Origin of the sequence: Dyella halodurans, assembly GCF_026283925.1 — a bacterium.
In the GTDB taxonomy this organism is placed as follows: domain Bacteria; phylum Pseudomonadota; class Gammaproteobacteria; order Xanthomonadales; family Rhodanobacteraceae; genus Dyella; species Dyella halodurans.
Window position 1 is genome coordinate 175,183 of record NZ_JAPDPF010000006.1, and the last position, 16,910, is coordinate 192,092.

Consider the following 16,910-nt stretch of genomic DNA (forward strand, 5'->3'; position numbering starts at 1 on the left):
GCAAAATATTGTCGCACCTCTTTCGTGCGACAAAGTTAATGTGCTGTGCCACGCATTAGGGCCCTCACCCAGTTGTCTATATGTGGGGGTCCCGTGACAATCATGCAATGACCGCGCCTACCGCCGTACTGCAACTGGATCACATAACCCGCCACCGCGCCGGGCGACCTGCCGTCACCGATCTCAGCCTGCAGCTGGATTCGGGACAGGTGCTGGGTTTGCTGGGGGTCAACGGGGCGGGAAAGTCGACCACGTTGGCGATGGTGGCCGGGGCCTTGGTGCCCGATAAAGGCAGCATCCAGCTGAACGGCAAGGACTTTGTCGAGCATCCCGAACTGGCTCGCCGCGCCATCGGCTGGCTGCCGGAACGTGCCCCAATGTGGCCAGAACTGACCGTCAGCGAACATCTTGACGCCCACGGGCGCCTGCGCGGCCTGCACGGTGCGGCCCTGGCGCAGGCCTCCCGGAAGATCATCGAGCGCCTCGAGCTGGGCTCGCTGGCCCGGCGACTGGCCGGCGTCCTGTCGCAGGGGCAACGGCAACGGCTGGGACTGGCCTGCGCGCTGCTGCACGAGCCGTCCCTGCTGGTGCTGGACGAACCGGCCAACGCGCTCGACCCGGTGCAGGTGGCGGCATTGCGCGGCGTGATCCGCGAACAGGCTGCGGCCGGCACCGCCATCATTCTTTCCACGCATCTGCTGGCCGAAGTGACGGCCGCCTGCGATCGCGTGGCCATCCTGCATGAAGGCCAGTTGCGCTACGACGGCCCGATCAAAGACGACGACCACCGCATGCTGGAACAGACCTTCTTCGATATCGCCATGCGCGGCGACGAGAACAGCGACCGGATGCAAGCCGCATGAGCCTGCCTTTGATGGGCGTGTTCGCGGTCACGCGGCTGGAACTGCGCCGCCTGTTCGTGCGACCGCTGGCCTGGGTGCTCGCTGCCCTGACCCTGGCCCTGCTGGCCTGGCGCTTCGTGTTGCTGCTGGGCGGCTTCCTGGCCAGCCAGATCAAGCTGGCCGCGCTACCCGGCGGTCCCGGCTATACCGACCTGGTCGGCATACCTATGTTGAGCAGCATCCTCACCGGCGGCATCCTGCCATTCGGCGTGGCCGAGCTGGCGCTGGTGATCGTGCCGCTGCTGGCCATGTCGACCCTCGCCGGCGAGCGCAGCAACGGCACCTTGCCGCTGTGGTTCGCTGCCGGCCTGCCCGCCTCGCATATCGTGCTGGGCAAGTACTTCGCGCTGATGCTGTGGCTGCTGATGTGGCTGGCGCTGGCGCTGCTGATGCCCTTGAGTCTCGCGCATGGCGTCACCCTGGACTGGGGCAAGCTGGCGTCCGCATCGCTGGGCCTGCTGCTGATGCTGGCCACGCTCGCCGCCATCGGCGTGGCCTGCTCGGCCTTCACCACGCTTCCCGCCATGGCCGCCGCCACGAGCCTCACGCTCGGACTGGCCCTGGCCGGCGTGAACCTCGGTGCGCAGATGGCCGGCGTCGGCAACGGCTTTTTCAATTGGCTGTCGATGAGCGATCACCTGGAGTCGCTGTTGCGTGGACTGGTGTCCAGCGCCGACGTCTTGTGGTTCGTGCTGGTCATCGCGGTCGCGCTGGCGCTCGCCACGCAACGCCTGGCCTCCGAGCGGGAGCGCGGCTGATGACGCGCCTGCTCCGACATCTGAACAGCTGGCTGTTCGCCGTGGCCCTGCTGCTGGGCGCCGGCGCGCTGGGTTATCTCACCTCGCGCTACGAGTTCGCCTCGGACTGGACCTACGGCGGCCGCGCCAGCCTGTCCAGCGAAACCCGCGCCGTCCTGGCGACGCTCAGTGGCCCGGTGGAAATCGTCAGCTACGCCAGCCCGCAAGGGGACCTGCGCAACACCGTCAGCCTTTTCGTGCAGCGCTACCAGCGCTTGAAGAAGGACCTGTCGCTGCGCTTCGTCGATCCGCAACAGGACCCGGCCGCGATGCGCGAGCTGGGCATCACTGTCGATGGCGCCCTGATCATTCATTACCAGGGTCGTGAGCAGCGGCTGGACGAATTGTCCGAACGCAGCATGACGAATGGACTGGAACGCCTGGCACGTGGTGGCGAGCGTGTCGTGGCCTTCGTGTCCGGCGACGGCGAGCGCCGCGCCGATGGCAAGGGCAATGCGGACCTCGGCACCTTCATGGCGCAGCTGGAAGGCCGCGGCATGCGCGCGGTGCCGCTGAACTTCTCGCAGGTGACCGCGGTGCCGCAGCACACCGACCTGGTGGTACTGGCGAGCCCGGAGCTGGCGTTGCCGGACGCCGCCGTCAAGGCGCTGACCGACTACGTCAGCAATGGCGGTAACCTGCTGTGGCTGACCGAACCCACCAACGATGACCTGCACCTGCAGCCGCTGGCCGATGCGCTGAGCGTGCGCGTGCTGCCTGGCGTCATCGTCGATGGCCAGGGTGCGACGCTGGGGCTGAAAGATCCGCGCATGATCGCGCTGGGCAGCTACCCGGTGAACCCGATCACGCGCGGCCTCATGCTGACCACCTTGTTCCCGCAGGTTTCCGCCCTGGCGGTGACGGCACGCAGCGACTGGACCGTGATGCCGTTCCTGCGCTCCAGCGCGCAAAGCTGGACCGAGTTCAAGCCGATCGACAATGCGCAAAGCTCCACGGTCCAGTACGACGCCAGCCTCGGCGAGCTGAAGGGCCCGCTGGACTTTGCCTTCGCGATGACCCGGCTTTCGCCCAGCCCGGACAAGAAAGAGCAGCGCGTGGTGCTGATCGGCGACGGCGACTTCCTCTCCAACACCTTCCTCGGCAACGGTGGCAATCGTGCCTTGGGTGAACGCGTGTTCGACTGGGTGCTCGGCGACGATGCCCTGGTCAACCTGCCGCCGCGTGGCGCGCCGGACCGCGTGCTGCAGATCTCGCAGGCACAGTTGAGCGGCGTGACCCTGGGCTTCCTGGTCCTGTTGCCGCTGCTGCTGCTCGGCATCGGCGGCTGGATCACCTGGCGCCGGCATCGCGCATGAAGCGGGCCGTGCGCCAGTGCTTGTGGATGATCGGCGGCGCGGCGGCGCTGCTCGCGGCGGCTGGCTGGCAATGGCAGAGCGATCGCGCCAAAGATCCAGGCACCTTGCTGGGTATCGCGCCCGCTGCCGTGTCGCAGGTGGAGCTGAGCCTGGGCCAGGGTCCTGCCGAGCATTACGCGCGACGTGATGGCCATTGGTGGCGCACCGACGGCACGCCGGCGCGTGCCGATGACGGGCGTCTTGGCGAGATGGTCGATACGGCCGCGGCCGTCGTACTCAGCTGGCGCCCGGCCAGCGACTTCGTTCCCGCCAAGATTGGTTTGTCCCCGCCGCTGGCGGTATTGACCCTGGACGGTCAGCGGCTGGAATTCGGCGAAACCTCGGTTACCGGCCCGCAGCGCTATGTGCGCGTGGGTGAGCGCGTGGCGCTGATTTCCGTGCGCTACATGCCCCGGCCCGTCACTCCCCACGCGACCAAGGCACCCTGAGCACCTTGCACCGCGAACGGGTCTCCCCATATCAGGTGGACTTCTTGCAGGAGCAATGACATGAGTCAGCAGGCAATCGGCGTGGTCGGTATGGCCGTGATGGGCAGCAACCTGGCTTTGAATATCGAGAGCCGCGGCCACGCCGTGTCTATCTTTAACCGTCACCGGGAACGCACGGATCAGGTCATCGCCGAGAATCCCGGCAAGCGACTCGTGCCGACCTACACGTTGCGCGAATTCGTCGATTCACTGGAAAAGCCGCGACGCATCCTGCTGATGGTGAAGGCCGGCGAGCCCACCGACGCCACGCTGGCCGAGCTCAAGCCCCTGTTGGACAAGGGCGACATAGTGATCGATGGCGGCAACACGTTTTTCCAGGACACCATCCGTCGTGAACGCGAGCTCGGTGCGGCGGGCCTGCATTTCATCGGCACGGGCGTTTCGGGTGGCGAGGAAGGCGCACTGCACGGTCCGTCGATCATGCCGGGCGGCCCGCGCGATGCTTACGATCTGGTCGCGCCGATCCTCACCGAGATCGCGGCGCGCGCGCCGGATGGCGAACCCTGCGTCGCGTATATGGGCCCGAATGGTGCCGGCCATTACGTGAAGATGGTGCACAACGGCATCGAATACGGCGACATGCAGTTGATCTCCGAAAGCTACGCGGTGCTGCGCAACGTGCTCGGGCTTTCCAATGACGAACTCGCTGCGGTTTATGGCGACTGGAACAAGGGCGAGCTGGACAGCTACCTGATCGCCATCACGGCGGACATCTTCACCAAGAAGGACAGCGACAGCGGCAACGCACTGGTCGACATGATCCTCGATCGCGCCGCGCAGAAAGGCACCGGCAAGTGGACCAGCCAGAGCGCGCTCGATCTGGGCGTACCGCTGCAGCTGATCACCGAGTCGGTCTTCGCACGCCTGCTGTCCTCGCTGAAGGACGAGCGCGTGGCTGCCAGCCAGGTGCTGCCTGGCCCGAAGGCTTCCACGTTCACCGGCGACCGTACCGCCTTTATCGAAGCCGTGCGGCGTGCGCTGTACTTCAGCAAGATCGTGTCTTATGCCCAGGGCTTTGCCCAGCTGCGCGCCGCCTCCGAGGAATACCAGTGGCAGCTGCCCTACGGCACCATTGCGCGCATCTTCCGCGCCGGCTGCATCATCCGCGCCCGCTTCCTGCAGAAGATCACCGATGCCTATGCACGCGACGAGCAACTGAAGAACCTGCTGCTCGATCCGTATTTCCGCGATATCGCGGCGCAGTATCAGGATGCCTTGCGCGACGTCGTGGCCACGGCCGTGCGTGCCGGCGTAGCCGTGCCGTGCTTCGCCTCGGCCATCGCCTACTACGACAGCTATCGCGCCGAACATCTGCCGGCCAACCTGCTGCAGGCGCAGCGCGACTATTTCGGCGCGCATACGTTCGAGCGCATCGACAAGCCCGGCAGCTTCCACGCCGACTGGAGCTAAGCGCGCTCCTACACATGACACGCCTCGAGTAACCACGTGCCTGAATTGCCCGAAGTAGAAACCACCCGCCGAGGCATCGAGCCGCACGTCGTCGGGCGACGCGTGACCGGAGTCACCCTGCGTCGCCCCGATCTGCGCTGGCCCATTCCAGCGCAGATCAGCGAGCTGCTGCCGGGCCAGCGCATCGAATCCGTCGAACGGCGCGCGAAATACCTGCTGTTGCACACGCAGGCCGGCAGTGTGCTAGTGCATCTGGGCATGACCGGCGTACTGCGCGTGCTGCCTCCCGACGCGCTGGTCGGCAAGCATGATCATGTCGATATCGCGCTGGAACCCACCGCCACCGAAGGACCACGCATTCTGCGCTTCACCGACGCCCGTCGCTTCGGTTGCGTGCTGTGGCAAGCACCCGGCGAAACGCACGAGCTGCTCGCCTCGCTCGGCCCCGAACCACTGACCGACGATTTCGACGGCGACCTCCTGTGGCAGCTGTCACGCGGGCGCAAGGCCGCGGTGAAATTGTTTCTGATGGATAACGCCATCGTGGTGGGCGTAGGCAACATCTACGCCAGCGAGGCCTTGTTTGCGGCAGGCATTGATCCGCGCAAGCCAGCAGGCAGCGTGTCGCGCGCGCGTTACGCGCGGCTGGCGGCGGAGGTGAAACGCATCCTCGCCTGGGCGATCGAGCGCGGCGGCACGACCTTGCGCGACTTCATCAATCCGGATGGTGCGCCGGGTTATTTCTTCCGCGAGTTGCAGGTTTATGGGCGGGAGGGTGAGCCGTGTCGGGTGTGTGGCACGGCGATTCGGCAGGTGGTGCTGGGGCAGCGCTCGACGTTTTGGTGTCCGCGCTGTCAGCGCTAGCTCTAGTTCGCCCTATTGAGCGCGAAGCATTCGAAAGCGCGAGCTCTCACTCCTTCTCCCCATCGGGGAGAAGGTTGGGATGAGGGGCGGGTGCTCGCGATGACGCAATGACCGAACGATTACGCCAGCTCGCCGCCTACGCAGCGGGCGTTTCGACTGTCTGCCGGTAGCCGAGTCACTTTTCTTTTGCTGGCCCAAAAGAAAAGTAACCCAAAGTAGTGGCCTGAAGAACTCATAGCATTGCGTTGGATGCGAGCCTGACGGGTGTGGCCAGCCAGATAGCTTGCGGCCCACGGCCGCTGCATAGCGGCTACACCGCAACGCGCCGAGGCGGAGAGGGCTTAAGGCGTGGGCTTGCCGTCATGCCCTTACCAAGCTGGAGACATGGCTCGGTTGTAGTTCTGTCGCGAGCACCCGCCCCTCATCCCGGCCTTCTCCCCGGAGGGGAGAAGGAGTCAGGGGCTGCGCGTTCAGTCCGGCCAGCGGAATTCTACGTAGGTGTTGTTGAAATCCGGATGTTCCATGCCACCGCCAAGCTGCGCGACCAGGTCGCCGACCAGGCCTTCGGCTTCGAGTTTCTGGCCGTCGGCGAAGTGCGCACCCAGCGCTTCCAGTTCCACCAGGCGTTCGCACAGCAGGCCGGCGCGATCGCTGTCGGCTTCCGGCACGTTGCGCACGCTGATGTCCGGGCGTCCAAACTTGCGCATGCCGCGGGTATGCACCCAGTAGCGTCCGGGCTGTTCTTCGGCGTCGCGCAGGATCAGCAGGTGGTTGCGGATCGGCGCGCCATCGCGCACCAGGAATTGCCGGCGCCAGCCATCGGCGTCCCAGAGGCTCAGGGTTTGCGGATCAAGGATGGCCTTGCCGCCGACGTCCAGCAGCGCCGCCAGCACACCCAGCGTATCGCGCAGGTAGCCGGTGTCCGGGCTGTCGGGGAGACGGCCGCGCACGACCAGCACCTCGGGTGAATCCAGGGCCAGCTTGTACGCTTCCGGTGCATCGTCCTTGAACATCCGGCCCATGCCGCCCTTCAGCGGATAGCCCTCCCACTGGCGCAGCGCGTTGTGGTGATGGCTGGTCAGTTCCATGCCCTCGGGCAAGCCTTCGCTGCCGTAGTCCAGGGTCGGCGCGCGCACGGGCTCGAACTTGCCGAATACGTAGAACTGCAGCAGGGCCTCCTCACTGCTCGGCTGCCAATGCGGGCGTTGCCAGGCGGGGATGGTGATCTTGGGCATACCTGTTCCTTTGAGTGGTCGCGTTGGGCTCAGTGCCCTTCGCCCAGCGGTAGCATGGGCTGCTGCAGTTCGATCCGACCGTGTCCTTCGGTGATGTTCTTGAACTCGGCGCGGCTCACCGAGACATAGCGGTCGTTGCCGCCGATCTCAACCTGCGGACCCTCGGTCACGGCGCGGCCCTGTTCATCGACGCGCACCACCATGGTGGCCTTGCGGCCGGTGTGGCAAATGGTCTTGATCTCTTCGAGCTTGTCGGCCCAGGCCAACAGGTAGCGACTGCCCTCGAACAGCTCGCCCCGAAAGTCGGTGCGCAGGCCGAAGGCCAGCACCGGTATGTCCAAACGATCGACCACGTCACTGAGCTGCCAGACCTGGGCCTTGCTGAGGAACTGCGCCTCGTCGACGAACACGCAGTGCAGCGGCCCACGCGCAGCGATATCGGCCTGCACCACGGCGAGCAGATCTTCGTTGGCGCCGAAGCGGCGCGCGTTTGCCTTCAGGCCGATGCGCGACGCGACCACGCCATCGCCGAAGCGATTGTCGAAGGCGGGCGTGAGGATGAGCGTGCGCATGCCGCGCTCGTGATAGTTGTAGGCGCTCTGCAGCAATGTCGTGGTCTTGCCAGCGTTCATTGCCGAGTAATAGAAATAGAGCTTTGCCATGGTCGTTCCTGTCGCGGGGCGCTGATGTTACCCGGTTGAGGTCCGTCTCACTCCCTATCCCAGGGCCGGCCCTTTCGAGCGATTTGGCCAACCCTTGACGAGCCTCAGCAAGGTAACCGAAAGCCGAGCCTGCGGGAGCCGACCGCCCGACGCCCTGCCGGCAGACCGTGCATGGCCGCTCCGGGCCTTAGCACACCCGCAGGCGCCATGGAATCCGTAGCCAAGTGGCCTCTGCGCCGGCGCGACCGAACGATCCGGGCCGCCTCTGCTACCATCGTGCGCCGCTCCACATACCGCGCTGACCATGCTCAATCCCCAACAATTGGCCGCCGTCGAACACTGCGACGGCCCGCTGCTGGTATTGGCCGGCGCGGGCTCAGGCAAGACCAGCGTGATCACGCAGAAGATCGCGTATCTGATCACCCGTAAAAAACTGTCGCCGTCGAAGATCGCCGCCATCACCTTTACCAACAAGGCGGCGAAGGAAATGCGCGAGCGCGTGGCCAAGCTGATCACCACGGAGGACGCCGCGGCGCTCACCGTGTGTACCTTCCACGCTCTGGGCCTGAAATTCCTGCAGATCGAACACGAGCGCGCCGGCCTGCGCCGCGGCTTTTCGGTGCTGGACGCCGACGATAGCGAAGGCATCATCAAGGAGCTGTCGCCCAAGGGCGTGAAGCCGGACGTGCTGTTCGGCATCCGCAACCTGGTCAGCCGCGCCAAGAACGGCGGGCTGTCGCCGGAAGAAGCCCTGGCCGCGGCGCGGAGTCCGCGCGAACTGGATGCGGCCACCATCTACGACATGTATCAGCAGCGGCTTGCCGCATTCAATGCGGTGGATTTCGACGACCTGATCCGCCTGCCACTGCGCATCCTGGAAAGCGACACGGAATGCCGCAATGCCTGGCGCGAGCGCCTGCGCTATCTACTGGTGGACGAATACCAGGACACCAACGACGCCCAGTACCGGCTGCTCAAGGCCTTGACTGGCGACCGCGGCGGCATCACTTGCGTGGGCGACGACGATCAGTCGATCTACGCCTGGCGTGGCGCCAACCCTGAGAATATCGACCAGCTCGGCCGCGACTGGCCGACGCTGCGCGTGATCAAGCTGGAGCAGAACTATCGCTGCGGCAAGCGCATCCTGCGCGCCGCCAACAAGCTGATCGCCAACAATCCGCATTTGCACGAAAAGAAACTGTGGAGCGAGCACCCGGAAGGCACGCAGATCCGCGTGCTGGAATGCAAGGACAACGAGAACGAAGCCGAGAAAGTCGCCGCCATCGCCGCCACCCTGGCCGAGAAGCACAAGGCGCGCTGGCACGACATCGCCATCCTGTATCGCGGCAACTTTCAGGCGCGGCCGCTGGAAAAGGCGCTGCGACTGGCCCGCGTGCCTTACCACCTCACCGGCGCGCTGAGCTTTCTCGATCGCGCCGAAGTGAAAGACCTGCTCTGCTATCTGCGCCTGCTGACCAATCCCAGCGACGACGCGGCGTTCCTGCGCGTGGTGAACGTACCCAAGCGCGAGATCGGCTCGACCACGCTGGAGAAACTGGGCCAGATCGCGCAGACGCGGCATGCACCCTTGCTCGAAGCAGCACGCAGCGACGCCGTGCTGCGCCAGCTGACGCCGCGACCGGCCGCCGCACTGGCTTCCTTCACCACGCTGATGGACGAATTGCGCAGCGCCTCGCTGCACGAAAGCGCCGCCGACCTGGTGGAGACCGTACTCAAGCGCACCGGTTACGCCGAGCAGATTGCCGCCACCACGACGGACGCGACCTTGCGTGAGCGCCGTCTGGGCAACCTGCGCGAACTGGCGGACTGGTTTCGCGCCATGCAGCGCGGCAACAACAGCGCCGGCGATCTCGCTGCACAGCTCGCCCTGCTCAGCCACGCCGACCGCGATGAGCCCGGCAATGCCGTGCGCATGATGACGCTGCACGCCGCCAAGGGCCTGGAATTCCGCTTCGTCTTCATCGTCGGCTGCGAGGAAGGCACCCTGCCCCACGACGGCGCGATCGACGAGGGCCGCATCGACGAAGAGCGACGCCTGATGTACGTAGGCATCACCCGCGCCAAGGAAATGCTGACGCTGTCGTGGTCGTCAAAGACCAAGCGCTACGGCGAAATACACAGCAACCAACCGAGCCGCTTCCTGCATGAGTTGCCGCAGGATGACCTGCACTGGCAAGGCAAGGACCTGGAAGCGGACAAGGAAGTGGTGCGCGAAACCGCCGAATCGCATATGGCGAAGATCGCCGCGATGCTGGCGGGTGGGTAATCACCGGCCATGAGTGAGCACGCGTTCACTGACGCGCAGCGTGAGGGACTTTATCGCGCCATCCACGAGCGACGCGACGTGCGCTCGCAGTTCCTGCCCGATCCCATTGCGCCCGACGTGCTTGCTCGCCTGTTGCGCGCCGCGCATCACGCCCCCTCGGTCGGCTTCATGCAGCCTTGGGATTTCATCGTGATCGACCGGCTGCAGACCAAGCAGGCGGTGAAGTCGCTGTACGATCGCGCCAATGCCGACGCCGCCGAAAACTACGCTGGCGATCGCGCTGCGCTGTACCGCCGGCTCAAACTCGAAGGCATCGTCGAGAGCCCGATCAACCTGTGCATCACCTGCGACCGCACGCGCGGCGGTCCGCACGTGCTGGGCCGCAACACCATGCTGGACGCCGACCTGTTCAGCACCTGCCTGGCCGTGCAGAATCTCTGGCTGGCCGCGCGCGCCGAAGGCATCGGCGTGGGTTGGGTCAGCATCGTGGATCCGGTGGAGCTGGCCGGCGTGCTGGCGTTGCCGACGCACGTGGTGCCGCTGGCCTATCTCTGCCTGGGCTATGTCAGCGAGTTCCTCGCACGCCCCGAGCTGGAAACTGCTGGATGGCGCGCGCGACTGCCGTTGGATAGCTTGCTGCACGGGAACCAATGGGCCGAGCCATTACGGGACGAAGCCCTGCTGCTCGCCTTGCGCGACTCCACTACCGACACGCCACGCTGACGCCCCACGCGCCAACCGCACTCAGATCATCCGCTCCGCTTCCAGCTCACTCTTGAGGTAGGCGTAGTAGATCGGCCCGGCGATCAGGCCCGGCAAGCCGAACGCGGCCTCCATGATCAACATGGCGACCAACAGCTCCCATGCACGCGCGCGTATCTGGCCGCCGACGATGCGCGCGTTGAGGAAGTACTCGAGCTTGTGGATCAGCACCAGGAAACCGAGTGCGGCGATGCCCACGCCGAGGGACAGCGACAGGCCGGCAATGGTGATGGCGGTGTTCGAAATCAGGTTGCCGATCACCGGCAGCAAGCCAACGATGAAGGTGACGATGACGAGGGTCTTGGCCAGCGGCACATGGATGTCCAGCAGCGGCAGCACGCCGAGCAGGAAGATCGCGGTGAAGACGGTATTGAGCAACGAGATCTTGATCTGCGCGAACACGATGTTGTGAAACGCTTCGGCCAGACGCTGGCAGCGCAGGCCCAGGGTCGCCGCCAAGGGACCGACCTGATGCGCCGGACGCGCCCGGCTCAGCGCCACCACGGCGCCCAGCACCATGCCGATCAGGATGTGCACGAACACCCGCGCGGCCTGCTTGCCGATGGTTTGCAGGCTCACCGAATGCTTGCGCGTCAGCTCCATCGCCATCACGCGTAGATCGTCCACGCTGTCGGGCAGCCAGCCCACCACGGAGGCGGGCAGTTGCTGGCGCGCCTTTTCCACCAGCGGCATCAGCTGCTGCTGCCACAGCACTTCGGGATTGCCGATTTCATTGCGCAGGAAACTCACCGCGCTCAGGATCAACAGCACCAGCAAGCCCACCACGATGGTGCCCAGCAAGGCGACCACCAGCACGCGCGCACGGTCGCTGGGTACACGCTTGCCCAGCAGCGGCGCCGTCGATTGCACCAACTCGTAGACAAGCAGTCCCGCAAACAACGCAGGCAGCAGGTGCAGCCCCAGCACCAGCAGCAAGGCCATGCCGGCCAACACATAACTGGACACCCGCACCGCAAGTGATGGCGAACGTTGGACGGTCGGGACTGGTTCCATGCAGTTTCAAACGCGCGGCGAGGGTCCGCCGAGTCTGTCAGCAGCACGGGGTAGCCGCCAGCCCCGTGCGACTCGGTGTGACTTTCCGCCACCTTCCACGGGGTGATGTGCCCTGAGGCAGACACCGCCCTGTCGTAAACTTGTTCGATCCTGCTCGCTCAAGTCTCCACGGGAATCCTGCATGTCTGTTCGTCTGCCGACGGCCCTGGCCGCCCTGGCCCTGCTCGCCGCTTGTTCTGCCGCCCCCACCAAGGCACCGTCCCACCCCATCACAGCCCCCGCTGCCGCGCCCACCACGCCCGCCGACGACAATCTCAATGCCGTCGCCTGGAGCCAGACCGCGATCGAGCACGACCTGATCTACCTGCAGACCTATCGCGATGCCGAAGCACGGCTGCTGCCCGCGCTGAACGACAAGCAATGGGACGCCCTGCCCAAGGACGACCGCGTCGCCCCAGCCAAGGGCCTCACGCCCGCCGTGGTCCTGGATATCGACGAGACCGTGTTGGACAACTCGCCCTACCAGGCGCGCCTGATCAAGAGCGGTGGCGAATTCAACGAGGCCGACTGGGCCGCCTGGTGCAAGGAAGAGCGCGCCCGCGCCCTGCCTGGCGTGGTCGAGTTCACGCAGTTCGCGGCCAGCCACGGCATTGCGGTGATCTACATTTCCAACCGTGCCAAGGATCTGGACCAGGCCACCTTGTCCAACCTGCGCAAGGCCGGCTTGCCCGTCTCCGGCCCTGAGGCCTTCCTCGGCCTGGGCACCTTTGTGGAGGACTGCGAGCAAGTTGGCAGCGAGAAAAGCTGCCGGCGCCAGCTGGTCAGCCGCAAATATCGCGTCTTGATGCAATTTGGCGACCAGATCGCCGATTTTGTTACCGTATTGGCCAATAATGCCGACGGCCGCCAGAAGGCCATGACGCCATATATGGGCTGGATCGGCACGCGCTGGTTCGTGCTGCCCAATCCGACCTATGGCGCGTGGGAGCCGGCTTTGTTTAATAATGACTGGAGCGCGCCACGCGACGAGCGACGCCGCCAGAAAATTCAGTCACTGCGCTTCGATTAATAAATAACAATAACAGTAAGTTACGCAGTGACACTTAAAGTATTGCTTTAACTTTCACGGGGAAGTAAGATCTTCCCCGCTGACACCTGCTGACCTTGAAAACTCCGCAGGCAAGGCCATTTCCCTTCCGGCTCTGCCGGATTACCCCGTGAGGCCCAACGCCCGCGGGGTTTTCTTTTTTTGGCGCCCGTCACCACACCGCCAGCTGGCTCTTGTTCACGCGGAGCTGACACCCTTACGCTCGGCCGACCGCCCCGTACGCTGGTCCACCGGGCGCTACCATCGCGAGACTCCATGCGTCGTTCATCCGTTTACTTCGCCGCCGCCCTCGGCGCCCTGCTCCTGCTCGCCTCGGCGGCTGCCCTGTTCATGACCTCGCACAAGCCTGCCCCGGTGGTCGTGACCGCGGGCGGCGAAACGCCCGAGGCTTCCGTGCAGCAGTCGCTGGCGCTGATCAAGGCTGGGGACTTCGCCGACTTCTGGAAACATTCGCTGCCGCCAGCCGACTTCGCCACGCTGCGTGCGGACTGGGTGCGTCCACGGCCCGACGCACAACCGATCAGCGCCGAGGACCGCGCCGACTTCATCAAGAACGTGCAGCAGCTGACGGCTCCGGATGCGGAGATCAAGCTCTACGCGCTGGCCCGGCCCAAGCTGAGCCAGCTGGAGGCGCAGTATCACGACCAGCTGCCGGTGATGATCGGCATCGGCCAGGCCATCGTCGCCACTGGCGTGGCCCAGAGCAAGGAACTGACCAGCCTGCAGAAGCAGCAGGCCACCGAAGTCATCAACGTGCTGGCGCCGTGGGCGCAGCAGGTTCCGTGGTTTGACCAGGGCAAGGCCAAGCAGGCGATTGCCGTGGTGGTGAGTACGGCGCGCCAGCTCGACCTGAAGACGCCCGAGGCACTGCGGGCGATGGATTTCGACACGGCGATGCAGAAGTACAGCATCGGCTTTCTCGGCATCAAACAGCTGCTGAGCATCTATGGCCTGTCGATCGACGACACGCTGGATTCGGTCCGGGTCACCACACTGGAAAACCGCAACGGCCATGCGCGCGTGCGCATCGACTACACCCTGCTCGGCAAGCCGCTATCCACCGAATCGAGCCTGATCGAGCAGGAGGGTCGCTGGTACAGCGAAGACATGCTGCAAAATGTTCGCGATGCGCACGACCGGCTGGTGGCGCCGCCTGCGCCGGCCAGCACGGCGGCAGCTCCGGCAGCGCCAGCCACCCCGGCCAGCGCGCCGACCCCCATGCAGACTTCGGCCAAGCCGCCGGCCAGCAACGCGGCAAACAGCAAGCACTAAGCGATCGAGGCGGTTTCGCCAACGCACCAGTTACAATCGGGGGATGCAGAATATGTCGACCACGGACACTCCCGCCCGTAGCCGCGCGCCCTGGTGGTTCAACCTGGCCGGGCAACTACTCGAACCCTGGGTGCGCATCCGCCGCGATCCCGCCGAACCGGCTGCCTTGCTGCAGGCCGGCGCGCCCGTTTGCTATGTGATCGAGCGCGATGGCTTTTCCGACGGCCTGATCCTCGAGCGCGCCTGCCGCGAGGCCGGCTTGCCCAGCCCGATGCAGCCGCTTTCCGGCACCCGTCGCAAGCGCTCGGTCTTCGCCCTGGCACGCCGCGATGGCTGGCTGTTCGGCCGCAACCGCAAGCGTTCGCCGAACGAGCCGCTGGGCCAACTGGTGCGCTCGCTGGAAGTCGAGCCGGACCGCGATATCCAGATCGTTCCCGTCTCCATCTATGTCGGCCGCGCCCCCACCCGCGAATCGGGCTGGTTCAGCGTGCTGTTCTCGGAGAACTGGGTGGTGGTGGGCCGCTTCCGCCGCCTGCTCGCCGTCCTGCTCAACGGCCGCGACACGGTGGTGCACTTCTCCACCCCGGTGTCGCTGCGCAGCGTGATGAACGAAGCCGGCGACATTCGCCCGGAGCGTTTCGCGCGCAAGATCGCCCGCGTATTGCGCACGCACTTCCGCCGCATCCGCGCGGCGGTGATTGGTCCCGACCTGTCGCACCGGCGCACCGTGGTCGATGCGGTGCTCAATGCCGAACCCGTCCGCGAAGCTATTGCCGCCACCGCCGCCAAGGAACACATCAGTCCGGCCAAGGCCTGGCGCAAGGCGCACGACATGGTGATGGAGATCTCCGCCGACTACTCCCACCCGGTGGTGCGCTCGGCGTCGTTCCTGCTCTCCAATTTCTGGAACAAGCTGTACGACGGCATCGCCATGCACCACTTCGAGAAGGCGCGCGCCGCGGCGCCGGGCCATGAAGTGGTGTACGTGCCCTGCCACCGCAGCCACACCGACTACCTGCTGATGTCCTATCAGCTGCATGTCTCCGGCGTGGTGGTGCCGCATATTGCGGCCGGCGTGAACCTCAACCTGCCGGTGATCGGCCCGATCCTGCGTCGTGGCGGCGCGTTCTTCCTGCGCCGCAGCTTCAAGGGCAATGCGCTGTACTCGGTGGTGTTCAACGAATACGTGGCGCAGCTGATCGACCGCGGCGTGCCGATGGAGTACTTCATCGAGGGTGGTCGCTCGCGCACCGGACGCCTGCTCGCGCCGCGCGCCGGCATGCTGGCGATGACCGTGCGCGCGTTCCTGCGCGCACCGCGCCGCCCAGTGCTGTTCCAGCCCGTGTACATCGGCTACGAGAAGCTGATGGAAGGCAAGAGCTACATCGGCGAACTCTCCGGCAAGCCGAAGGAGAAGGAATCGCTGCTCGGCCTGCTGCGCGGCCTCAAAGTGCTGCGCCAGCGTTATGGCCACGTGGCGCTGAACTTCGGCGAGCCGATCGAGCTGAATCCCCTGCTCGATGCGGCCAGCGCGAACTGGCGCGTCGCCACCGCCAATCCGGATCACAAGCCCGAGTGGCTGGGCCGCGTGGTGGACGAACTCGCCGACCGCATCCAGATCAATATCAACCGCGCTGCCGACGTCAACCCGATCAACCTGCTGGCGCTGGCGATCCTGGCCACGCCCAAGCACGCGATGGCGGAAAACGACCTGCTGGCGCAGCTGGAATTGATGAAGTCGCTGCTGGAAGAACTGCCGTATTCGGATCGCGTCACGCTGACGTCGATGGACCCGCCGGGCATCATCGCCTATGGCGAGCAGATGGGCTGGATCCGTCGCGTGCGCCATCCGCTCGGCGACGTGCTGATGACGGAGGGCGAGCAGGCGGTGCTGCTCAGCTACTTCCGCAACAACGTGCTGCACCTCACCGCCACGGCGGCCTGGGTGGCGTGCTGTTTCCTCAACAACCGCCGTATGTCGCGCGGCTCGGTGCTGCGCCTGGGTCGCATCATTTACCCGTTCATCCAGGGCGAGCTGTTCCTGCCATGGGATGCCGACGGCTTCTGCACCCAGCTGCAGGCGACCATCGACTTCTTCGTGCGCCGCGGCCTGCTCGAGGCCACCGGCGACGGCCGCGTACTGGAGCGCGGCCCGGGCCAGGACGACGCGGCCTACCAGCTCAAGATCATTGCGCGCAGCCTGATCCAGGCGTTCGAGCGTTATTACATCACCATCGCCGCCCTGGTGAAGAACGGCCCGCACACCCTCACCGCCGCCGAGCTGGAAAACGCCTGCGCACTCACCGCCCAGCGCCTCAGCCTGCTCAATGAGTTGTCGGCGCCGGAGTTCTTCGACAAGGCGCTGTTCCGCGGCTTCATCCACAAGCTGCGCGAGAGTCGCATCGTGTGGACCGACGAGGCCGGCAAGCTCGACTACGACCGCGGCATGGAAGACATGGTGCGCGATGCACGCGTGATCCTTGCCCGCGAAGTGCGCCACTCCATCCTCAAGATCACCCCCGGCGGCGATGGCGACAAGGAAACGCATGCGCCGGCCGAAGTCGCGAAGCAGGACGACGCCCGGCCGGTGCCGGCGGACGCCTCCAGCGAGGCACTGCACGAACGCCACGTGGTGTCGGAACAGCATGCCCATGCGCATGACGAGGTCACGCCGGTGGCGGCGGAAGCCGACAGCGACGCCCCGCCCAAGGACTGACGCCAGCGCCACAGGAA

14 protein-coding genes are annotated in these 16,910 nt (G+C 65.5%); 11 read left to right on the plus strand and 3 right to left on the minus strand.

Features of this window, described 5'->3' with window-relative positions; genetic code table 11:
* The first annotated feature begins 107 nt into the window (after positions 1-107).
* The 6 genes from OUZ49_RS13410 to mutM are packed head-to-tail and all read left to right on the plus strand — an operon-like array spanning position 108 to position 5,837.
* Positions 108-863, plus strand: a complete 756-nt coding sequence (locus OUZ49_RS13410; protein WP_266150969.1) for an ABC transporter ATP-binding protein — start codon at positions 108-110, stop codon at positions 861-863.
* On the plus strand, positions 860-1,660 hold the full coding sequence (locus tag OUZ49_RS13415; RefSeq protein WP_266150970.1) for an ABC transporter permease: 801 nt from the start codon (positions 860-862) through the stop codon (positions 1,658-1,660). The genes OUZ49_RS13410 and OUZ49_RS13415 overlap by 4 nt, the downstream gene beginning before the upstream one ends.
* Positions 1,660-3,015 (plus strand): GldG family protein, encoded by a 1,356-nt coding sequence (locus tag OUZ49_RS13420; RefSeq protein ID WP_266150971.1) that lies wholly within the window; start codon positions 1,660-1,662, stop codon positions 3,013-3,015. Before OUZ49_RS13415 ends, OUZ49_RS13420 begins: the two co-directional genes overlap by 1 nt.
* Entirely contained in the window at positions 3,012-3,503 is a 492-nt protein-coding gene (locus OUZ49_RS13425) for a hypothetical protein (protein ID WP_266150972.1), read from the plus strand. The genes OUZ49_RS13420 and OUZ49_RS13425 overlap by 4 nt, the downstream gene beginning before the upstream one ends.
* 60 nt (positions 3,504-3,563) lie before the next feature.
* Entirely contained in the window at positions 3,564-4,973 is a 1,410-nt protein-coding gene (gene gndA, locus OUZ49_RS13430) for an NADP-dependent phosphogluconate dehydrogenase (RefSeq protein WP_266150973.1), read from the plus strand.
* A gap of 36 nt (positions 4,974-5,009) precedes the next feature.
* Positions 5,010-5,837, plus strand: coding sequence for a bifunctional DNA-formamidopyrimidine glycosylase/DNA-(apurinic or apyrimidinic site) lyase (gene mutM / locus OUZ49_RS13435; RefSeq protein WP_266150974.1), 828 nt, complete (start codon positions 5,010-5,012; stop codon positions 5,835-5,837).
* Positions 5,838-6,307: 470 nt separating this feature from the next.
* On the opposite strand, the gene OUZ49_RS13440 is transcribed toward mutM, so the two are convergent.
* A complete protein-coding gene (locus OUZ49_RS13440; RefSeq protein WP_266150975.1) occupies positions 6,308-7,072 on the minus strand; it encodes a hypothetical protein in 765 nt (254 codons plus the stop codon).
* Between the two features lie 29 nt (positions 7,073-7,101).
* The gene (locus OUZ49_RS13445) at positions 7,102-7,734 is read right to left on the minus strand and encodes a thymidine kinase (protein ID WP_266150976.1); all 633 of its coding nucleotides are present in this window, start codon (positions 7,732-7,734) and stop codon (positions 7,102-7,104) included.
* A 304-nt stretch (positions 7,735-8,038) separates the two neighbouring features.
* Here OUZ49_RS13445 and OUZ49_RS13450 point away from each other — a divergent pair, with 304 nt between their 5' ends.
* Positions 8,039-10,021 (plus strand): UvrD-helicase domain-containing protein, encoded by a 1,983-nt coding sequence (locus tag OUZ49_RS13450; RefSeq protein WP_266150977.1) that lies wholly within the window; start codon positions 8,039-8,041, stop codon positions 10,019-10,021.
* A gap of 9 nt (positions 10,022-10,030) precedes the next feature.
* Entirely contained in the window at positions 10,031-10,744 is a 714-nt protein-coding gene (gene bluB / locus OUZ49_RS13455) for a 5,6-dimethylbenzimidazole synthase (protein ID WP_266150978.1), read from the plus strand.
* A gap of 21 nt (positions 10,745-10,765) precedes the next feature.
* Here bluB and OUZ49_RS13460 read toward each other — a convergent pair whose 3' ends face one another.
* Entirely contained in the window at positions 10,766-11,797 is a 1,032-nt protein-coding gene (locus OUZ49_RS13460) for an AI-2E family transporter (protein WP_266150979.1), read from the minus strand.
* Positions 11,798-11,978: 181 nt separating this feature from the next.
* Here OUZ49_RS13460 and OUZ49_RS13465 point away from each other — a divergent pair, with 181 nt between their 5' ends.
* The 3 genes from OUZ49_RS13465 to plsB all read left to right on the plus strand — a co-directional run bounded on the left by OUZ49_RS13465 (position 11,979) and on the right by plsB (position 16,893).
* Entirely contained in the window at positions 11,979-12,866 is an 888-nt protein-coding gene (locus OUZ49_RS13465; RefSeq protein WP_266150980.1) for a 5'-nucleotidase, lipoprotein e(P4) family, read from the plus strand.
* A gap of 294 nt (positions 12,867-13,160) precedes the next feature.
* On the plus strand, positions 13,161-14,177 hold the full coding sequence (locus OUZ49_RS13470) for a hypothetical protein (protein WP_266150981.1): 1,017 nt from the start codon (positions 13,161-13,163) through the stop codon (positions 14,175-14,177).
* Positions 14,178-14,220: 43 nt separating this feature from the next.
* A complete protein-coding gene (gene plsB, locus OUZ49_RS13475) occupies positions 14,221-16,893 on the plus strand; it encodes a glycerol-3-phosphate 1-O-acyltransferase PlsB (RefSeq protein WP_380003838.1) in 2,673 nt (890 codons plus the stop codon).
* Positions 16,894-16,910 lie beyond the last annotated feature (17 nt).

Coding starts and splice junctions, on each gene's coding strand:
- OUZ49_RS13470 (WP_266150981.1), top strand. CDS start 13,161: ATGCGTCGTTCATCCGTTTACTTCGCCGCCGCCCTCGGCGCCCTGCTC.
- OUZ49_RS13445 (WP_266150976.1), bottom strand. CDS start 7,734: ATGGCAAAGCTCTATTTCTATTACTCGGCAATGAACGCTGGCAAGACC.
- plsB (WP_380003838.1), top strand. CDS start 14,221: ATGCAGAATATGTCGACCACGGACACTCCCGCCCGTAGCCGCGCGCCC.
- OUZ49_RS13420 (WP_266150971.1), top strand. CDS start 1,660: ATGACGCGCCTGCTCCGACATCTGAACAGCTGGCTGTTCGCCGTGGCC.
- OUZ49_RS13440 (WP_266150975.1), bottom strand. CDS start 7,072: ATGCCCAAGATCACCATCCCCGCCTGGCAACGCCCGCATTGGCAGCCG.
- OUZ49_RS13410 (WP_266150969.1), top strand. CDS start 108: ATGACCGCGCCTACCGCCGTACTGCAACTGGATCACATAACCCGCCAC.
- OUZ49_RS13415 (WP_266150970.1), top strand. CDS start 860: ATGAGCCTGCCTTTGATGGGCGTGTTCGCGGTCACGCGGCTGGAACTG.
- OUZ49_RS13465 (WP_266150980.1), top strand. CDS start 11,979: ATGTCTGTTCGTCTGCCGACGGCCCTGGCCGCCCTGGCCCTGCTCGCC.
- OUZ49_RS13450 (WP_266150977.1), top strand. CDS start 8,039: ATGCTCAATCCCCAACAATTGGCCGCCGTCGAACACTGCGACGGCCCG.
- bluB (WP_266150978.1), top strand. CDS start 10,031: ATGAGTGAGCACGCGTTCACTGACGCGCAGCGTGAGGGACTTTATCGC.
- OUZ49_RS13425 (WP_266150972.1), top strand. CDS start 3,012: ATGAAGCGGGCCGTGCGCCAGTGCTTGTGGATGATCGGCGGCGCGGCG.
- OUZ49_RS13460 (WP_266150979.1), bottom strand. CDS start 11,797: ATGGAACCAGTCCCGACCGTCCAACGTTCGCCATCACTTGCGGTGCGG.
- gndA (WP_266150973.1), top strand. CDS start 3,564: ATGAGTCAGCAGGCAATCGGCGTGGTCGGTATGGCCGTGATGGGCAGC.